This window comes from Pseudomonas sp. Tun-23181 (genome assembly GCF_057415455.1).
The window spans coordinates 649365-663745 of sequence record NZ_CM171630.1 but is presented as its reverse complement, the minus strand read 5'-3'; the positions used below and the strand labels follow the sequence as shown (position 1 = coordinate 663745).

The window sequence follows — 14381 nt, the reverse complement described above, 5'->3', positions numbered from 1 at the left end:
GAGTTGCCATGACCCTCGATGCACAGTATTTCGCTGAGCTGTACGCCACCAACGACGATCCCTGGGCCTTCCGCACCCGCTGGTACGAGCGGCGCAAACGCGCGCTGGCGATGGCCTGCCTGCCGCGCCAGTGCTACCCGCGCATCTTCGAGCCAGCCTGCGCCAACGGCGAACTGAGCGTTCAACTGGCCGAGCGCTGCGCCAGCCTGCTCTGCCAGGACATCGACAGCACCGCCGTGAGCCTCGCCCGCGAGCGCCTGGCCGGCGTGGCACATGCCAGCGTCGAGCAGGGCCGGCTGCCGGCGGACTGGCCCGACGGGCGCTTCGACCTGATCGTCCTCAGCGAGATCGGCTATTACCTGGACCCGGCCGAGTGGCTGCACGTGATCGAGCGGGCCGTGGCCAGCCTGAGCGACGACGGCGGCCTGCTGGCCTGCCACTGGCGCCATCCGATCGCCGGCTGCCCCCAGGACGGTGACCAGGTGCATGCGCTGATGGCCCACCACCTGCCACTGTATCCGCTGTTGCGCCACGAGGAAGCGGACTTCGTGCTGGCGTACTGGTCGTGCCGGCCCAACGTGCTCGACCTGGACGAGACCTGCCCATGATCGCGGTGATCATTCCCGCCCACAACGAAGCCCGCTGGCTCGGCCGATGCCTTGCGGCGGTCAAGGCCGCTGCGGTCCAGGCCCGGTGCGCCGGGCACTGCGTCGAGGTGCTGGTGGTGCTGGACCGCTGCAGCGACGCCAGCGCCGCCATTGCCCGTCGCCATGGCGTGCAGACCCTGGCGGTGGAAGCCGGCAACGTCGGCATCGCCCGCCGCGTCGGGGCGGCGCTGATGCTCGAACGCGGGGCTCGCTGGCTGGCCTTCACCGACGCCGACAGCCGGGTGCCATTGCACTGGCTGCTGTCGCAGGTGCAGTTCGCCGCCGATGCAGTGTGCGGCACGGTGCACGTCGAACGCTGGCAGCCATGGCAGAAGGCGGCCCTGCGCGAGTTGTACCGCAGCCGTTACGAGGCGCGCGAGGGGCACCGCCATGTGCATGGCGCCAACCTTGGCGTGTGTGCCCGCGCCTATGAGCGGGTGGGAGGTTTCCTGCCGTTGCCGACCCATGAGGATGTCCACCTGGTGCGGGCGCTGGAAGCCAGTGGTGCGCAGATCGTCTGGACGGCGCGGCACAGCGTGGCGACCAGTAGTCGCCGGGGCAGTCGGGCGCGGGATGGGTTCGGGGACTACTTGGCGGGGCTGGAGACTTCGCTGTCGTAGCGGCTTACCGGCGATGGGCTGCGCAGCAGCCCCATGACTCCCAAGCCTCCCCGACCGGCCGGCCTACATTGCCATCACGACGCCTTGCGCGAGCGCTTGGCCGTCTTCTTCGGCGCGCCGCCCTTGCCCCCCAGGCTGCGCTTGAGCAACTCGGTGAGGTCGATGATGTCGGCTCCCTTCTCCGCCGCGCCTTCGCCCTTCTCCACCACGCTGATCTTGCCCTTGCTGGCCTTCTCCTGCACCAGGTCGAGAATGGTCTGGCGGAAGGCGTCGTGGTACTCCCCGGGTGTCCACGGCCCGCTCATGTCCTCCACCAGGCGACGGGCCATGTCCAGTTCGCGCTTGTCGACCTTGGCCTCGGTCACGCTCTTGTCCAGCTCCAGCGTTTCCAGGCCGCGCACCTCCTCGGGCCAGCGCAGGGTGATCAGCACCAGCGCCTCCTCCAGCGGGCGCAGCAGTGCCAGGTGCTGGCGGGTGTGCAGCACCACCGTGGCCAGAGCCACCTTGCCGGTGCTCTGCAGGGTTTCTCGCAACAGGGCGTAGACCTTGCCGCCCCGGCGATCGGGGCTCAGGTAATACGGGGTGTCGAAATGCTGCAGAGGGATCTCGCTCGCCTCGACGAAGGAAAAGATGTCGATGGTCTGGGTCGCTTCCGGGCGCGCCTCGCGGATCTCCTGCTCGCTGATGATCACGTAGCGGCCTTTCTCGTATGCCACGCCCTTGACGATATCGTCCTTGTCGATTTCCTTGCCGGTGATCTTGTTCACCCGCTTGTAGCCCACCGGCTCCATGCTGCGCTTGTCGAGCCAGTCGAAATCCACCCGTTCGCTGCGTACCGCGGTGTTGAGGGAGACGGGGATATGCACGAGGCCGAAGCTGATCGCGCCCTTCCAGATTGCCCGGGCCATGGCAGTGCTCCTAAGGTTCGAACGGCGCGCCGTGCCGGCAGTAGCGCAAGGTGCCGCAACGCTCGCAGCACTGGCATTGCAGCCCGGCGACTTCACAGGTCAGCGTGGCGCGCCACTGGCAACCACGCAACAGGCAGACAAGGCTCATCGACCACCTCCTGGGGCCCGGAAAACGCAGGCCCCTCCCTTGCAGTGACTGCGCAGCATCCCGAAGGTTTACCCGCCCTGCTCTACGGCAGCGGGTTGCCACCGGTGACACCGAAGACCTCGCCGGTGATGTAGCTCGACTCCTGGGACGCCAGCAGCACGTACAGCGGCGCGCATTCGGCCGGCTGGCCGGGGCGCTTCATCGGGCTCTGTGCGCCGAACGAAGGGATCTTCTCCGGCGGCTGGCCGCCACTGGGCTGCAGCACGGTCCAGATCGGCCCCGGGGCCACGGCATTGACCCGGATGCCGCGCTCGACCACCTGCTTGGCCAGAGCCTTGGTGAAGGCGACGATGGCGGCCTTGGTGGTGGCGTAGTCGAGCAGGGTCGCCGAGGGCTGGTAGGACTGGATCGACGCGGTGTTGATGATGGTCGCCCCGGCCGGCATCAGCGGCACGGCGGCCTGGCACAGCCAGAACATCGCATAAATGTTGGTCTTCATCGTGTGGTCGAACTGTTCGTGGCTGATCTGGCCGATGTCCTTGCGTGCCACCTGCTTGCCGGCGACGTTGACCAGGATGTCCAGGCCGCCCAGCTGCTCGTGGCCCTGGTCCACCAGTTGCGCACAGAACGCTTCGTCCTTTAGATCGCCAGGGATGGCGATGGCCCGGCGCCCTTCGGCCTCGATCAGCTTGATCACCTCGCGGGCGTCGGGCTGCTCCATGGGCATGTAGTTGAGCACGATGTCGGCGCCCTCGCGGGCGAAGGCGATGGCCACGGCGCGGCCGATGCCCGAGTCGGCGCCGGTGATCAGCGCCTTGCGCCCGGCCAGGCGGCCGAAACCTTTGTAGGTGTCTTCACCGTGGTCGGGCTTGGGTTGCATGTTCACGTCCAGCCCCGGTTCCGCCTGGCCCTGGGCGGGAAACGGCGGATGCGGGTACTGGGTCAGGGGGTTCTGCATGCTGAACTGGTCGCGGGGTCTGTTGGGCATGGTGGCCTCCTGCTGGCGCTGTCTGATGGGCCCGTCGCTAGGCTGAACGACGTCACCTTTTTTTCGAGGCAGGCACGCGGCGAAGGTTTGTTTCGCGGGGCGGCGTTGCCGACGGGTGGTTGCCACAGGCGCGCTGAACCAATTGCCGCGTCCAGGCGTCCACCACAAAAGTTCGAGCGAGGCGCAATCGATGCAAGAAGATCCTGTCCAGGTCGTGCTGGACTACCTGAAGCGACACGACCTGGTGTTGACCACCGCCGAGTCCTGTACCGCCGGGCGCATGGTCGCTTTGCTGGCCGAGAAGCCTGGCACCGGCGAGGTGCTGGAAAGCGGCTACGTGGTCTATTCGCCCAAGGCCAAGCAGCGCCTGCTCGGCGTCAGCCCCCTGACCATCGAGCGCTATGGCCTGACCAGCGAGGCCGTGGCCTGGGAAATGGCCCTCGGCGCCCTCAAGGACAGCACCGCCACTGTCGCCATCGCCACCACCGGCGTGGCCGGGCCCGACGGTGCCGCTGGCATCGCGCCGGGCACCCTGTGCTTCGCCTGGGCCTTCGCCGGCGAGCCGCTGGCGGTGTTCACCCGCAGCCAGCGCTTCTTCGGCGATCGCCCCGAGGTGCTGCGCCAGGGCGCGCTGTACGGCCTGACGCGGCTGGAGCACTACCACCAACGCTGGCTGCGCGGCGAGCGGGCCTGACAGGAGCGCGACATGACGGATGACGAACAGGCCTCGCGTCGGTATCCCGTGCACGAAGACATGCACCTGCAGCGCCGCGTGTGGCGTTTCGAGCGGGCCGGCTGGTATGCCCTGCTGGTACTGGTCGTGGCGGCACTGGCCGGGCTGTTCGGCAATGGCCCGCTCAGCCAGGGCGAGGTGGAGAGCGCGGACGGCCGGGTGCGGGTGGAATACCAGCGCTTCAGCCGCAGCGGTGCGGTCGACAGCCTGCGCATCCGCATCCAAGGCACGGCCGGGGAGCCGCTGCAGGTGCTGCTCGGCGGTTCGCTGTTCCGTGAAGCGAGCATCGAGACGCTGCAGCCCGAGCCGCTGGCATCGCTGTCCCAGGGCCGGGCCCTGTTGCTGCGGGTGGGGACCGGCGCGGATGGCGTGGCCACCCTGTACCTGACCCTGCGCGCCGACACCGTCGGCACGCTTGATGGCCTGGTCAGGGCCGGGCCGACCAGCGCCGTGCGCTTTTCCACCTTCGTCTACCCCTAGGAGCTGCCATGGACTCGATCCTTCGCGCCGCCGGCATGTATGTCGCCCTGATGCTGCTGTTTCGCATCGCCGGCCGGCGCTCGCTGGCCGACCTGACCACCTTCGACTTCGTGCTGCTGTTGATCATTGGCGAGGCGACCCAGCAGGCCTTGCTGGGCGAAGACTTTTCCTTCACCAACGCGATGCTGGTGATCGCCACGCTGATCGTGCTGGATGTCGGGCTGTCGCTGGCCAAGCTGCGCTCTGTGCGCCTGGCCCGGCTGCTCGACGGCCATGCCACGCTGGTGGTGGAACACGGGCGCTTCCTGCACGGGCGCATGCGCCGGGCACGGCTGACCGAGGACGATATCCTCGAGTCGGCGCGTGACAGCCAGGGGGTCGAGACGGTGGAGCAGATCAGGTATGCGATCGTCGAGCGCAACGGCAAGATTTCGATCGTCAAGGAGCAGTGAGGGGGCCGCTTCGCGTCCCGAGTTCAGAAAGCCCTCTGGATTTACACCTCACCCTTTGCTGTGTTCCGGCGAGGTCGGCCCGGTGCCAGGCTTGATCCCGCGAGGACCGAAGATACCCCAGATGATCAGCCCCAGCACCGGCAAGGCGACCAGTACCAGGGCCCAGAGAATTTTGGTCGCATCGGACTTCTCGCTGCGAAACACGCTGACGATGGCCCACAGGTCCACCAGCAGGATGATCACCGCGACCGCTATCCAGAAATAGATCGTCAACTCACCCATGGCGCTTACCTCCTCGGGTTCGAAAGTGTTCAGGCCTGCCCCTGCGCGAAGGCCGGGGGCAGGCCGTTTTCCTGGCCCTGCGCCAGCACCTGGTCGACCACCGCCCGCACGGCCTGGCGGTGGTCGAGGCCGGCACCCTGCGCCTGCGCCAGGCAGTCGAGTTGCTGGTCGGCACTGGTGCCTTCGCGCAGGATGCGCTGGGCGTGGATGAAGGCGCGTTCGGCATCGGCGGAGTCGACCGGGACCTGCGCCTGCAACTGCGCCAGCCACCCCTCGGCGCTCACCGGCTGTTCGTCGTGGACTCCGATGAACTGGCCGTGGCGGCCGTGGCGCTTGGCTCGCCAGTAGTTTTCCTCGGTGATCCAGCGGACCTCCCGCGACAGCGGCGCCGGAGCGTAATGGGGTTGCGCGCAGCTTTCCACCAGGTGGCGGAACAGGCCGGCGATGCACAGGGCATCCTCCAGGCGCGGGCAGGCGTCGCAAATGCGCAGCTCCACCGTGGGGAAGCGTCGCGACGGCCGGATCGCCCACCAGAAGTCGCCATCCCTGGCCAGTGAGCCGGTACGCTCCAGCAACGCCCGGTAGCGCTGGTAGGCGGCCCAGTCGGCCAAGGGCTCCGGCAGCCCGGTGTGCGGCCACTCGCCACTGATCACCCGGCGATAACTCATGTAGCCAGTGACCTGGCCACCCCACAGCGGCGACGACGTGCTCAGCACCAGCAGCAGCGGCAGCCAGTACAGCAGCCGGTTGATCAGCTGCATGCGGTCGCAGCCCGGCGGCACGCCCACGTGCACGTGCAACCCGGACAGCAGGCTGCGCCGCGCCACGTGCTGGTAGTCATCGAAGACCTGGCGGTAGTGCGGGGTGGTCCGGGCTCGCTGGCGCAACCACTGCGCGCAGGGGTGGCTGGCGGCGCAGTACAGGCCCACGCCCTCCGCGGCCAGGGCATCGCCCAGGCGCTGGCGGCTGTCGCAAAAGAACTGGCGTGCCTCGTGCAGGTTGCCGAACACCGGCGAGGCGACTTCGATCTGGCTGCGGAACATTTCCTCGGCGAAGTATTCGCCCATCACCTCGCGACAGCGTCGGGCCACGGCCAGGGACGGCGTGGCCAGCACGCGGCCGTTGGCCAGCTCCACGAGGAGGTACTCTTCCTCGATACCGAACATGCAAGGCCGGTACATGGCCGCGTCATCCGCTGCGGGTGACGCTGAGCGCCACGGCAGCGATGCGCTCGACCTGCTGGTAGCCCGGCTCGAGCAGTTGCTCGCCGAACACGTCCGGGTCCACTTCCCGGTACACCCAGCTCCACTGTGGCCCGGCCAGGCGCAGGCGGATGGCGTGGAGCAAGGCGTCGCGCCCCTCGACGATGGCCACGCCGGTATAGAGCAGCAAGGTGCCGCCCGGGGCCAGGCGCTGGCAGGCCTGTTCGACGATGCGCAGCGACAGCTGCGCGCCCAGCGCCCCTCCGCCGTGGCGATAGACCCGTTGGCCGGCATCGAGCATGTAGGGCGGGTTGGCCACGATCAGGTCGAAGGTACCGCTGACGCCGTCGAGCAAGTCGCTCGGTTCCACCGAGACATTGCCCACCCCTGCCAGGGCGGCATTGATGGCGGTGTAGCGCAGGGCCAGGGGGTTGATGTCCAGCGCGCTGACCTGCGCATGCGGTGCGGCACGGGCGATGATCAACGCACCGATGCCAGTACCGCAGCCGATGTCGACGGCGTGCTGGACACGGGAGGGGCTGCGCTGCAGGTGGTCGTGGATGACCTGGGCGAAACGGTAGCTGTCGGGGCCGAAGAACACCGCGTCGCTGGCCTCGGTGGGAAAGGCCGAGTGCACCAGCAACAGGTCGTCCAGGTTCGACCAGCGCACCTTGGCGCGCAACCGTTCGCCCGCCTCCTCCAGGACCTGGGCGGTACGCAGTTGCTCGAGCTCGTCGAGCGACAGCAAGGAGGGCGGGAACGGCCGGCTCCAGCCGAACACGTCACGCAGGGTACGGGCGCGCTCGGCGCCTTCGCGGGCGTTGTTGCGCGCGTGGGTCGCCGGGGTCACGCAGGTGAAGCGGTAGCCGTCGGCGCGCAGGCGCCGGCCCAGCTGCAGCAGGGCCTGGTCGGCCTGGGTCTGTTCCTGGTTCAGCAGCATCAGTGAGGTTCCTCCTGGGCAAGGCCGGTCGCATGGGCGTAGGCGCGGGTGGCGCGCAGGCCTTCGGGCAAGGCGTGCCGGTTGCCGGCCATGCGCTGGATCAGAGCCTCGAGGGGCAGCGCCCTGGCGTGGGCGTCGTCCCGCTCGCCTGGGGCCATCTCGGCCTGCCAACTGCCCGGCGCCACCCGGGATACCCTGGCGCCTGGCCAGTCGCCGGCGATCCAGTCGTGCCAGAGTTGCTTCTCGTAGGCGCTGAACACCCCGAACATGGCGGCGTTGGGGCCTTCGATCAGGCTCCACAGGCGGCTGCGCGCCGGGTCCTGGCCACGGCATACCCAACCTTGGCGCTGCAAGGCCTGGAGAAACCCGGGCATGGCCTCGGCCGTGGACAGCCACTGGTTGATCGTGCGGCCCTGCAGGCGGCAGTGGTCGGCGTGCATGAGCCGGCCGAAGGCGCGCTTGCGCTCCAGAGCCGCGAGCAGTTCGCCCTCGAGGTCGAAACTGGCGATCAGGCTGGGTGTGTCGATACCCAGGGCGTTGAGCCGATAACCGCGCCGGACTCGTTGGTAGAACGCCTCGCCACCCGCTTGCGGCCATAGCTGGCGTAACGTCTGGAGCGACTTGCGGGCATGACCGCTGGCGGCATTGTCGATGGTCACGTGCAGTTGGAAGTAGTGGCCGTCGATGCCCAGCTCGGCCAACTCCTGGGTAGTGATCAGCAGGTGCAGCGGTGGCTGCTCATAACCAAAATTGTAGCCGATCACTTCGGCGAGAAAGCGGTCGCCGTGCTGCCCCAAGGCCAGTTGCAAGGCCCCTTGCAGGTAGCGTCCGTCGTCCAGGGGCAGTGGCTCGAGGCAGCCCAGCCGGCTGAGCAGGCGCTGGTAGATCAGCACATGGTTGCAACGCGGGTCGCCGTCACCGAGTTCCTCGAGGAAAGTGCGGATCAGGCCGTGGTAACGCGGGTCGCGCCAGTGCCGCAGGGTGCCATGCAGCCAGGCGCCATCGACCGCCTTGGTGGGGGCCACCTGCTGCAGGAACCACAGGGCCTGGGCGCGGTTGGCGAAGTAGCGGCGCGACGCGCCCTGGCGTCGCGCTGCCAGGTAGGCGGCATAGTCCTGGGCGACACGCTCGGCGTGTTCGCCGACCCAGGCCTCCAGTTGCCAGGGTGAGGTCGGCAGGTCATCGCGCAGGCCGTCGACGCGGGCCAGTTGCCCGGCGAGCCATTGTTCAGCGTCGCTGCATTGCCCGGCCAACAGCGCTTGGTAGCGTCGCGCCAGGCTGTCGTCGGCGGACGGGGTCAGCGCCGTGCTGGCGGCCTCTTGAGTCATGAGCCTCATGCCTGGGTCCCCTCGCCCGCTCAGTTATCCTGGTCCCGCGGCGGCATCGGCTGCGGTTCGGGCGTCGGCTGAGTGGCCGGCGCGTCGGGCTGCTGCATCTGCAGCGATGGCTTGCTCGGGTCGGCGTCCTTGGCCGGATGGTCGTTGTCACGGTCGAAACAGCCGCCGAGCAGCGTCAGGCTGCCCAGCAGGCAGATCAGTGGGGCCATGCGCATGGGATGTCCTCCTGTGCTGGAACGTGAGCGCAGTGCCAGGAGGCCCGGCACTGCGGGATGCCGCTACGAGCGACCGCCCTTGCGACCCGACTCGCTCGACCGGCCAGCGCCGGAATGCTGGCCGCCCTTGCGACCGGCTTCGGAGGCTTTCTGGCGGTCATTGGCGAAGTTGCCCGGGTTCTTCGATCCACCCTGGCTGCCGGTCCTGCTGTTCTCTTTGTTGGCCATGGTTGCTACCTCGTGTGGCTTGGGATGCACGGCCGTGTGCCGTACATAGCTTGGGAGTACGGCGGCAAGGCGGGATTCGCTCGATTCCGCTATCCACCGGACCGGTGGCGTTAAATAAGCGACCGGCGCTTATTGGTGCGCCAGGCTTACAAAGACTGCCTAGCCTTGCCGTGGATCGCCTCCAGCCTCCTCCAGCACCCGTTGCCGTCGGCCCAGCCAGCCGCCGGTCACTCCCCAGCCCAAGGCGATCAGCGCGCCGATCAGCATGGCCAGTTGCGGATGCTCGCCGATCACGTCCAGCCCGCGCTTGACCCAGCCGCTCAAGGCATCGCCACCTCGGTAGACCACCGTGTCGATGAAGTTCTTGGCCTTGTACTTGTCCTCGGCCGGCAGCACGGTGAACAGCATTTCCCGCCCGGGCCGGACCAGTGCGTATTCGCCGGCTCGGCGCACCACCATCACCACCACGAACACCGCGAACACCGGTGCCAGGGCCAGCCACAGGAAACCGACGGCCATCACCAGCGGCACCACCACCAGCAGCACGCCTACGCCCAGGCGCCGGGCCAGGCGGCCGGTGACGAACACCTGGGTGAGGATCGCCAGGGCCTGAACCACCGTGTCGATCAGGCCGAACACCTGGGTCTGGCGGGTGCGGTCGGTGAAGGTCTCGCTGACGATGCGCGCCTGCTCGAAGTACAGGAAGGTGCTGACGCTGGCCAGCAGCACCACGAACAGGGCGATGCCCAGCAGGTAGGGCGAGCGCAGCACCGCCGTGGCACCGGCGAAGGGGTTGCCGCCCAGCGGCCGCGACGGCGGGTGCTCGGCCAGGGCCGGCAACGGATGGCGGTCGCGCCAGTGCTGCAGGTAGCCGGCCGCCGCGATGCTGCCGAGCAGGAACAATCCGGCCAGCAGCAACAGCCCGGCATGGCCCAGCGGTGCCACCAGCAGCGTGCCGAGCAACGGGCCGCTCAGGCCACCGAGGCTGGCACCGGCGGCCAGCAGGCCGAACAGGCGCTTGCCCTGGACGCTGGTGAACAGGTCGGCGAGCACGCTCCAGGCCAGGGAAATGGCCAGCAGGTTGAACACCGACAGCCAGATGTAGAACGCCCGTGCGTTCCACAGGTCGTCGGGATCGCGGGCGAACAGGAGGGCGAACAGCCACAGGTTGCTGACGAAGAAGCCGTAGGTCCAGGGCAGGATGCGCCGGCGCCTGACCCGCGAGGCCAGCCAGCCGAACAGCGGCAGGCATGCCAGGGTGACCACGAAGGTGCCGGTGAACAACCATTGCAGGTTCTCCACCCCACCGGCCACGCCCATGGTCTCGCGCACCGGGCGCAACATGAAATAGCCGGTGAACAGCAGGTAGAACAAGGCCAGCCCGGCGACCACCGCCGGGCCTTCGCCAGGCTGGATGTTCAGCCCCTGGTCCAGGCGCCGCCGCCAGCCGTCCATGGCGTCAGGCGAACAGCTTGACCAGCGCCTGCTGTTGGGCCTCGCTGAGCAGCGGCCCTGTGCCGGCCTTGAGCTGGTCGAGCTGGCGCTCCGGGCGGCTGGTGGCCGGGATCACCGTGGTCACCGCCGGGTGGCTGATGGCGAACTTGAGGAACAACTGCGCCCAACTGCCGATCCCGGCCTGCGCGGCCCATCCCGGCAATGCCTGGTCCTTGACCCTGGCGAACAGGCGGCCATCGTCGAAGGCACGGTTGATCAGCACCGCCACGCCCTTGTCCTGGCACAGCGGCAGCAGTTCGCGGGCAGCCTCGGGGGCGTTGACCGAATAGTTGATCTGGATGAAATCCAGGGGCTCGCTGCGCACGATGCGCGCCACCTCGTCCTGGCCACTGGCCAGGTAATGGGTGATGCCGACGTAGCGGGTCTTGCCCTGGGCCTTGAGTTCGCGCGCATAAGGCAACTGGGTACGCCAGTCGCGCAGGTTGTGGATCTGCAGCAGGTCGACCTTGTCGGTACGCAGGCTCCTGAGGCTGCCGGCCCATTGTTCCTCGGCGGCGGCGCGGCTGTCGGCGGCGATCTTGGTGGCCAGGAAGCACTGGCGGTGCCAGCCGCCCTCCTCCAGCAATTGGCCGAGGATGGCGTCGGCGCCACCATAGTTGGGCGAGGTGTCGATCACCTTGCCGCCCCCCGCGAAGAACAACCTCAGCACTTCCTTGAGCTGCTGGTACTGGGCTGAGCCCGAGCGGACCTCGAAACTGCCGGAGGTGCCGGCGCCGATCACCGGCAGGGCTTCGCCGGTGGACGGCACCTTGCGGGCCAGCAGGCCGCTGGCGGGCTCGGCGCGCAACCAGGGTGTGGTCGCCAGCAACCCCACCGCCGCGCCGGCACGTAGGACATCGCGACGCCTGAACATAGAAAAGCCCCCGTCATGAGTCGGAAACTTTACAAGGCTAGCTGCTGGCCCTGGTGCTGTCCGGGGATTCTGTATCCGGATGTTTAGGCTTGGGGCCGCTTAGCGGCCCCAAAATGCCAGAGACCTACAGCAGCAAGCTCAGGTCCAGCCCCTGCTCCGTCATGGGCGGGCACCAGTAGTAACCACCGGTCAGTGGCCGGCTGAAGCGGTACAGGCCATCGACCACACCGTCCTCCAGGCCACTCATGCGCCGCAACTGCACTTCGAAGGCATCGAAGGCATGCCCCAGGGCGACGAACGCCAGGCCAGCGCCGCGCTCGTCGGCCCAGGCCAGCGAGCGGCGAACGATGAACGCCTCCGGCTCGAAGCTTTCCTGGGCGGTACGCTTGACGTGGGCCGACGCGGGCGCGTCCTCCAGCTCTTCGTTGTCGTCGAGGCGGCGGCCGATGATGTTGTCCTGTTCGTCCTGGGGCAGCGACTTGAAGTAGCCCAGGTCGTGCTTCCACAGCTGGAAGGCGGCGAAACTGGAGCCGGCCAGGCCCACCTGCTCGCCAGCGACGATCGCCGCCTCGACGGCGGCCTCGTCCACCGGGTTCTCGGTGCCATCCTCGTAGCCACTGAGGTCGTGGCCACCGCGGTGCAGGAAGCCCTCGACGCTGTCCACCAGGCTCAGCGCCGGGGCCAACAGCGCCTCCAGCGCCTGGGCGCGCAGAAACAGCTCGCCGCGCTGTTCACCGCGCAGCCACAGCCACAGGCCATGCTGGGTGCTGGGGTTCTCCACCGCCGCGTCCAACTGCGGGAAGGCACGCAGGCCCGGAACCTGGCGCCCCAGTGCCTTGGCCAGCGGCGCGCCGACGCCCAGGATCAGTGCCTGGCCATCGACCTGCGGCAGCAGCGCATCCAGCACGGCGGGCAGCGCCTCGGCCGCATGGACGGTGAAGAACAGGTGACGGGCATGGGCCGGCACCGGGGTGGCAAGCAGACCTTGCTGGAACGGCATGACAGGCTAATCCTCGGCAAAAGCGCGCATGCTAGAGCCGCAAGCCGCAAGGTTCAAGCTCCAGGTACCGCGCAGATCTGCTTACGTTTGCAGCTTGCAGCTAAACTGCTCTCAATTTGCCAAAGGGATGCCCACGATGACCGCCTCGCCCCTGCTCACCGCTGTCCTACCCCTCGCCCTGGGCATCATCATGCTCGGCCTTGGGTTGTCACTGACCCTGGCCGACTTCGCCCGAGTGGTGAAGTACCCTAAGCCTGTGATCGTCGGCCTGGCCTGCCAGCTCGTGCTGCTGCCGTTCGTGTGCTTCCTGATCGTCAATGGCTTCGGCCTGGAGTCGGCGCTGGCGGTGGGGCTGATGCTGCTGGCCGCGTCGCCCGGCGGCACCACGGCCAACCTGTTCAGCCACCTGGCCCATGGTGACGTGGCATTGAACATCACGCTGACGGCGGTCAACTCGTTGATCGCCATCCTCACCATGCCGTTGCTGGTGAACCTGTCGCTGATGTGGTTCATGGCATCCGACCAGGCCATCCCCCTGCAATTCGCCAAGGTCATGCAGGTGTTCGCCATCGTGTTGCTGCCGGTGGCCCTGGGCATGCTGATCCGGCATTGGGCACCGGCTTTCGCCGCGCGCCTGGAGAAGCCGATGAAGCTGGTGGCGGCGTTGTTCCTGGCCTTCACCGTCATCCTGGCGCTGGTCAAGGACTGGCAGACCGTGGTCGAGTACGCGCCGGTGGTCGGCGTGGCGGCGCTGCTGTTCAACCTGCTCAGCCTCAGCGTCGGGTACTGGGTACCGCGCCTGTTGAACATTCCCAAGCGCCAGGCCATCGCCATCGGCATGGAGATCGGCATCCACAATGGCACGCTGGCCATCGCCCTGGCGTTGAGCCCGACCCTGTTGAACAATCCGACCATGGCGGTGCCGGCGGCGATCTACAGCCTGATCATGTTCTTCACCGCGGCAGCGTTCGGCTGGTGGGTGAGCCGTGGGCAGAAGGTGGCGCCTGTGAGCGGGCGCGAGCCGGTGAACTGAGGCGGTATCGCTATTTTGGGGCTGCGAAGCGGCCCCAGCATTTGCCGACCCCGACGGCGTGACAAGCGATTTACCCAGCCCTTCGAGCCGCCCGCCGCCGTGCCTTGAGCTGGCGCTTGAGCACCCGCAGGGGCGGTGCATAGAAAAATCCGAACGAAACGCCGCTCTTGCGCCCCGGCATGGCATGGTGCAACCGGTGCGCCTGGTACAAGCGCTTGAGGTAGCGATTGACCGGCCTGGGCGCGTTCGGCCAGTGCCGGTGGAACACGCCATCATGGGCCAGCACGTACGCCACACCGTACCCCGCCACCCCGGCGCCGACCCACTGCAGCGGCGCATGCCCGGCCTTGCCCAGCGCCACCAGCCCGGTCGCGACCAGGGCCAGGGCGAGCAGATAGACGTCGTTGGTCTCCAGCATCCCCAGGTGCGGCTCATGGTGCGAGCGATGCAGCCACCAGCCCCAGCCATGCATGATGTACTTGTGGGCCAGCGTACCGACGCCCTCCATGGTCACCAAGGTGCCGAGCAGGATGGCGATATTGAACAGCATGTGACGATCCGGGTTGGCAACGAAGGGCGCAAGATTAACATTGCCCGCACGGCCCACGGCGGGTTTTTCCAGGGTTACCTGGACAGCGCCTGCAATTGTCATGTTCGTGCCCTTGACCCTCACGGGCGCGAGGCGTAAGGTCCGCGGCGCAATTTCGCATCCCGCAACAGGAGTCCTGCATTGGACAGTAGCCCCAGTCGATTGCGACAGGCCCACACGGCGAGCTAGTCCGGCAGCATTCCTGCCGCCG

At 67.8% G+C, this 14381-nt stretch carries 18 protein-coding genes and 1 pseudogene; 6 read left to right on the top strand and 13 right to left on the bottom strand.

Features of this window, described 5'->3' with window-relative positions:
* The first annotated feature begins 8 nt into the window (after positions 1 to 8).
* Together ACDI39_RS03490 and ACDI39_RS03485 are read left to right on the top strand one after the other, a co-directional pair.
* Complete coding sequence (locus ACDI39_RS03490; RefSeq protein WP_486537653.1) at positions 9 to 608, top strand: class I SAM-dependent methyltransferase; 600 nt, start codon at positions 9 to 11, stop codon at positions 606 to 608.
* Positions 605 to 1267: a glycosyltransferase family 2 protein gene (locus ACDI39_RS03485; protein WP_225787861.1), complete on the top strand. Its 663-nt coding sequence runs from the start codon at positions 605 to 607 to the stop codon at positions 1265 to 1267. Before ACDI39_RS03490 ends, ACDI39_RS03485 begins: the two co-directional genes overlap by 4 nt.
* A 74-nt stretch (positions 1268 to 1341) precedes the next feature.
* On the opposite strand, the gene ku is transcribed toward ACDI39_RS03485, so the two are convergent.
* From ku to ACDI39_RS03470, 3 genes are all read right to left on the bottom strand, one after another.
* Positions 1342 to 2175 (bottom strand): non-homologous end joining protein Ku, encoded by an 834-nt coding sequence (gene ku / locus ACDI39_RS03480; RefSeq protein ID WP_225787862.1) that lies wholly within the window; start codon positions 2173 to 2175, stop codon positions 1342 to 1344.
* A gap of 10 nt (positions 2176 to 2185) precedes the next feature.
* Entirely contained in the window at positions 2186 to 2323 is a 138-nt protein-coding gene (locus ACDI39_RS03475) for a PSPA7_2676 family Cys-rich small protein (RefSeq protein WP_225787863.1), read from the bottom strand.
* Between the two features lie 82 nt (positions 2324 to 2405).
* On the bottom strand, positions 2406 to 3311 hold the full coding sequence (locus tag ACDI39_RS03470) for an SDR family oxidoreductase (RefSeq protein WP_253101412.1): 906 nt from the start codon (positions 3309 to 3311) through the stop codon (positions 2406 to 2408).
* Positions 3312 to 3501: 190 nt separating this feature from the next.
* Here ACDI39_RS03470 and ACDI39_RS03465 point away from each other — a divergent pair, with 190 nt between their 5' ends.
* From ACDI39_RS03465 to ACDI39_RS03455, 3 genes are read left to right on the top strand one after another with little or no spacing between them, the layout of a single operon-like run.
* On the top strand, positions 3502 to 4005 hold the full coding sequence (locus ACDI39_RS03465) for a CinA family protein (RefSeq protein WP_225787865.1): 504 nt from the start codon (positions 3502 to 3504) through the stop codon (positions 4003 to 4005).
* 12 nt (positions 4006 to 4017) lie between these two features.
* On the top strand, positions 4018 to 4524 hold the full coding sequence (locus tag ACDI39_RS03460) for a hypothetical protein (protein WP_225787866.1): 507 nt from the start codon (positions 4018 to 4020) through the stop codon (positions 4522 to 4524).
* Between the two features lie 8 nt (positions 4525 to 4532).
* Positions 4533 to 4976 (top strand): DUF421 domain-containing protein, encoded by a 444-nt coding sequence (locus ACDI39_RS03455; RefSeq protein ID WP_253080146.1) that lies wholly within the window; start codon positions 4533 to 4535, stop codon positions 4974 to 4976.
* Between the two features lie 48 nt (positions 4977 to 5024).
* Here ACDI39_RS03455 and ACDI39_RS03450 read toward each other — a convergent pair whose 3' ends face one another.
* From ACDI39_RS03450 to ACDI39_RS03410, 9 genes and pseudogenes are all read right to left on the bottom strand, one after another.
* Positions 5025 to 5258 (bottom strand): PLD nuclease N-terminal domain-containing protein, encoded by a 234-nt coding sequence (locus ACDI39_RS03450; RefSeq protein WP_225787868.1) that lies wholly within the window; start codon positions 5256 to 5258, stop codon positions 5025 to 5027.
* A 29-nt stretch (positions 5259 to 5287) separates the two neighbouring features.
* Positions 5288 to 6439: a carboxylate-amine ligase gene (locus tag ACDI39_RS03445; protein ID WP_486537648.1), complete on the bottom strand. Its 1152-nt coding sequence runs from the start codon at positions 6437 to 6439 to the stop codon at positions 5288 to 5290.
* Between the two features lie 7 nt (positions 6440 to 6446).
* Complete coding sequence (locus tag ACDI39_RS03440) at positions 6447 to 7400, bottom strand: methyltransferase (RefSeq protein WP_225787870.1); 954 nt, start codon at positions 7398 to 7400, stop codon at positions 6447 to 6449.
* Positions 7400 to 8737: an iron-containing redox enzyme family protein gene (locus tag ACDI39_RS03435; RefSeq protein WP_486537646.1), complete on the bottom strand. Its 1338-nt coding sequence runs from the start codon at positions 8735 to 8737 to the stop codon at positions 7400 to 7402. The genes ACDI39_RS03440 and ACDI39_RS03435 overlap by 1 nt, the downstream gene beginning before the upstream one ends.
* Positions 8738 to 8757: 20 nt before the next feature.
* Positions 8758 to 8952 (bottom strand): hypothetical protein, encoded by a 195-nt coding sequence (locus ACDI39_RS03430; protein WP_225787872.1) that lies wholly within the window; start codon positions 8950 to 8952, stop codon positions 8758 to 8760.
* A 63-nt stretch (positions 8953 to 9015) separates the two neighbouring features.
* A pseudogene (locus tag ACDI39_RS03425) lies at positions 9016 to 9135 on the bottom strand (con-10 family general stress protein); the annotation flags it as partial.
* A gap of 204 nt (positions 9136 to 9339) precedes the next feature.
* Positions 9340 to 10635: an NTP/NDP exchange transporter gene (locus tag ACDI39_RS03420; protein ID WP_225787874.1), complete on the bottom strand. Its 1296-nt coding sequence runs from the start codon at positions 10633 to 10635 to the stop codon at positions 9340 to 9342.
* 4 nt (positions 10636 to 10639) lie between these two features.
* Positions 10640 to 11548: an aldo/keto reductase gene (locus ACDI39_RS03415; RefSeq protein ID WP_253080150.1), complete on the bottom strand. Its 909-nt coding sequence runs from the start codon at positions 11546 to 11548 to the stop codon at positions 10640 to 10642.
* Between the two features lie 124 nt (positions 11549 to 11672).
* Entirely contained in the window at positions 11673 to 12548 is an 876-nt protein-coding gene (locus tag ACDI39_RS03410) for a Dyp-type peroxidase (protein ID WP_225787876.1), read from the bottom strand.
* Between the two features lie 136 nt (positions 12549 to 12684).
* Between ACDI39_RS03410 and ACDI39_RS03405 the strand changes: the two genes are divergently transcribed.
* Positions 12685 to 13581, top strand: a complete 897-nt coding sequence (locus ACDI39_RS03405) for a bile acid:sodium symporter family protein (protein WP_225787877.1) — start codon at positions 12685 to 12687, stop codon at positions 13579 to 13581.
* Positions 13582 to 13651: 70 nt separating this feature from the next.
* Here the strand turns inward: ACDI39_RS03405 and ACDI39_RS03400 are convergent, their stop codons facing one another.
* Complete coding sequence (locus ACDI39_RS03400) at positions 13652 to 14131, bottom strand: sterol desaturase family protein (RefSeq protein WP_253101508.1); 480 nt, start codon at positions 14129 to 14131, stop codon at positions 13652 to 13654.
* Positions 14132 to 14381: the final 250 nt, after the last annotated feature.

What these genes read in the sequence shown, in the direction of transcription:
- ACDI39_RS03490 (WP_486537653.1), top strand. Translation starts at nt 9, where the DNA reads ATGACCCTCGATGCACAGTATTTCGCTGAGCTGTACGCCACCAACGAC.
- ACDI39_RS03485 (WP_225787861.1), top strand. Translation starts at nt 605, where the DNA reads ATGATCGCGGTGATCATTCCCGCCCACAACGAAGCCCGCTGGCTCGGC.
- ku (WP_225787862.1), bottom strand. Translation starts at nt 2,175, where the DNA reads ATGGCCCGGGCAATCTGGAAGGGCGCGATCAGCTTCGGCCTCGTGCAT.
- ACDI39_RS03475 (WP_225787863.1), bottom strand. Translation starts at nt 2,323, where the DNA reads ATGAGCCTTGTCTGCCTGTTGCGTGGTTGCCAGTGGCGCGCCACGCTG.
- ACDI39_RS03470 (WP_253101412.1), bottom strand. Translation starts at nt 3,311, where the DNA reads ATGCCCAACAGACCCCGCGACCAGTTCAGCATGCAGAACCCCCTGACC.
- ACDI39_RS03465 (WP_225787865.1), top strand. Translation starts at nt 3,502, where the DNA reads ATGCAAGAAGATCCTGTCCAGGTCGTGCTGGACTACCTGAAGCGACAC.
- ACDI39_RS03460 (WP_225787866.1), top strand. Translation starts at nt 4,018, where the DNA reads ATGACGGATGACGAACAGGCCTCGCGTCGGTATCCCGTGCACGAAGAC.
- ACDI39_RS03455 (WP_253080146.1), top strand. Translation starts at nt 4,533, where the DNA reads ATGGACTCGATCCTTCGCGCCGCCGGCATGTATGTCGCCCTGATGCTG.
- ACDI39_RS03450 (WP_225787868.1), bottom strand. Translation starts at nt 5,258, where the DNA reads ATGGGTGAGTTGACGATCTATTTCTGGATAGCGGTCGCGGTGATCATC.
- ACDI39_RS03445 (WP_486537648.1), bottom strand. Translation starts at nt 6,439, where the DNA reads ATGTACCGGCCTTGCATGTTCGGTATCGAGGAAGAGTACCTCCTCGTG.
- ACDI39_RS03440 (WP_225787870.1), bottom strand. Translation starts at nt 7,400, where the DNA reads ATGCTGCTGAACCAGGAACAGACCCAGGCCGACCAGGCCCTGCTGCAG.
- ACDI39_RS03435 (WP_486537646.1), bottom strand. Translation starts at nt 8,737, where the DNA reads ATGAGGCTCATGACTCAAGAGGCCGCCAGCACGGCGCTGACCCCGTCC.
- ACDI39_RS03430 (WP_225787872.1), bottom strand. Translation starts at nt 8,952, where the DNA reads ATGCGCATGGCCCCACTGATCTGCCTGCTGGGCAGCCTGACGCTGCTC.
- ACDI39_RS03420 (WP_225787874.1), bottom strand. Translation starts at nt 10,635, where the DNA reads ATGGACGGCTGGCGGCGGCGCCTGGACCAGGGGCTGAACATCCAGCCT.
- ACDI39_RS03415 (WP_253080150.1), bottom strand. Translation starts at nt 11,548, where the DNA reads ATGTTCAGGCGTCGCGATGTCCTACGTGCCGGCGCGGCGGTGGGGTTG.
- ACDI39_RS03410 (WP_225787876.1), bottom strand. Translation starts at nt 12,548, where the DNA reads ATGCCGTTCCAGCAAGGTCTGCTTGCCACCCCGGTGCCGGCCCATGCC.
- ACDI39_RS03405 (WP_225787877.1), top strand. Translation starts at nt 12,685, where the DNA reads ATGACCGCCTCGCCCCTGCTCACCGCTGTCCTACCCCTCGCCCTGGGC.
- ACDI39_RS03400 (WP_253101508.1), bottom strand. Translation starts at nt 14,131, where the DNA reads ATGCTGTTCAATATCGCCATCCTGCTCGGCACCTTGGTGACCATGGAG.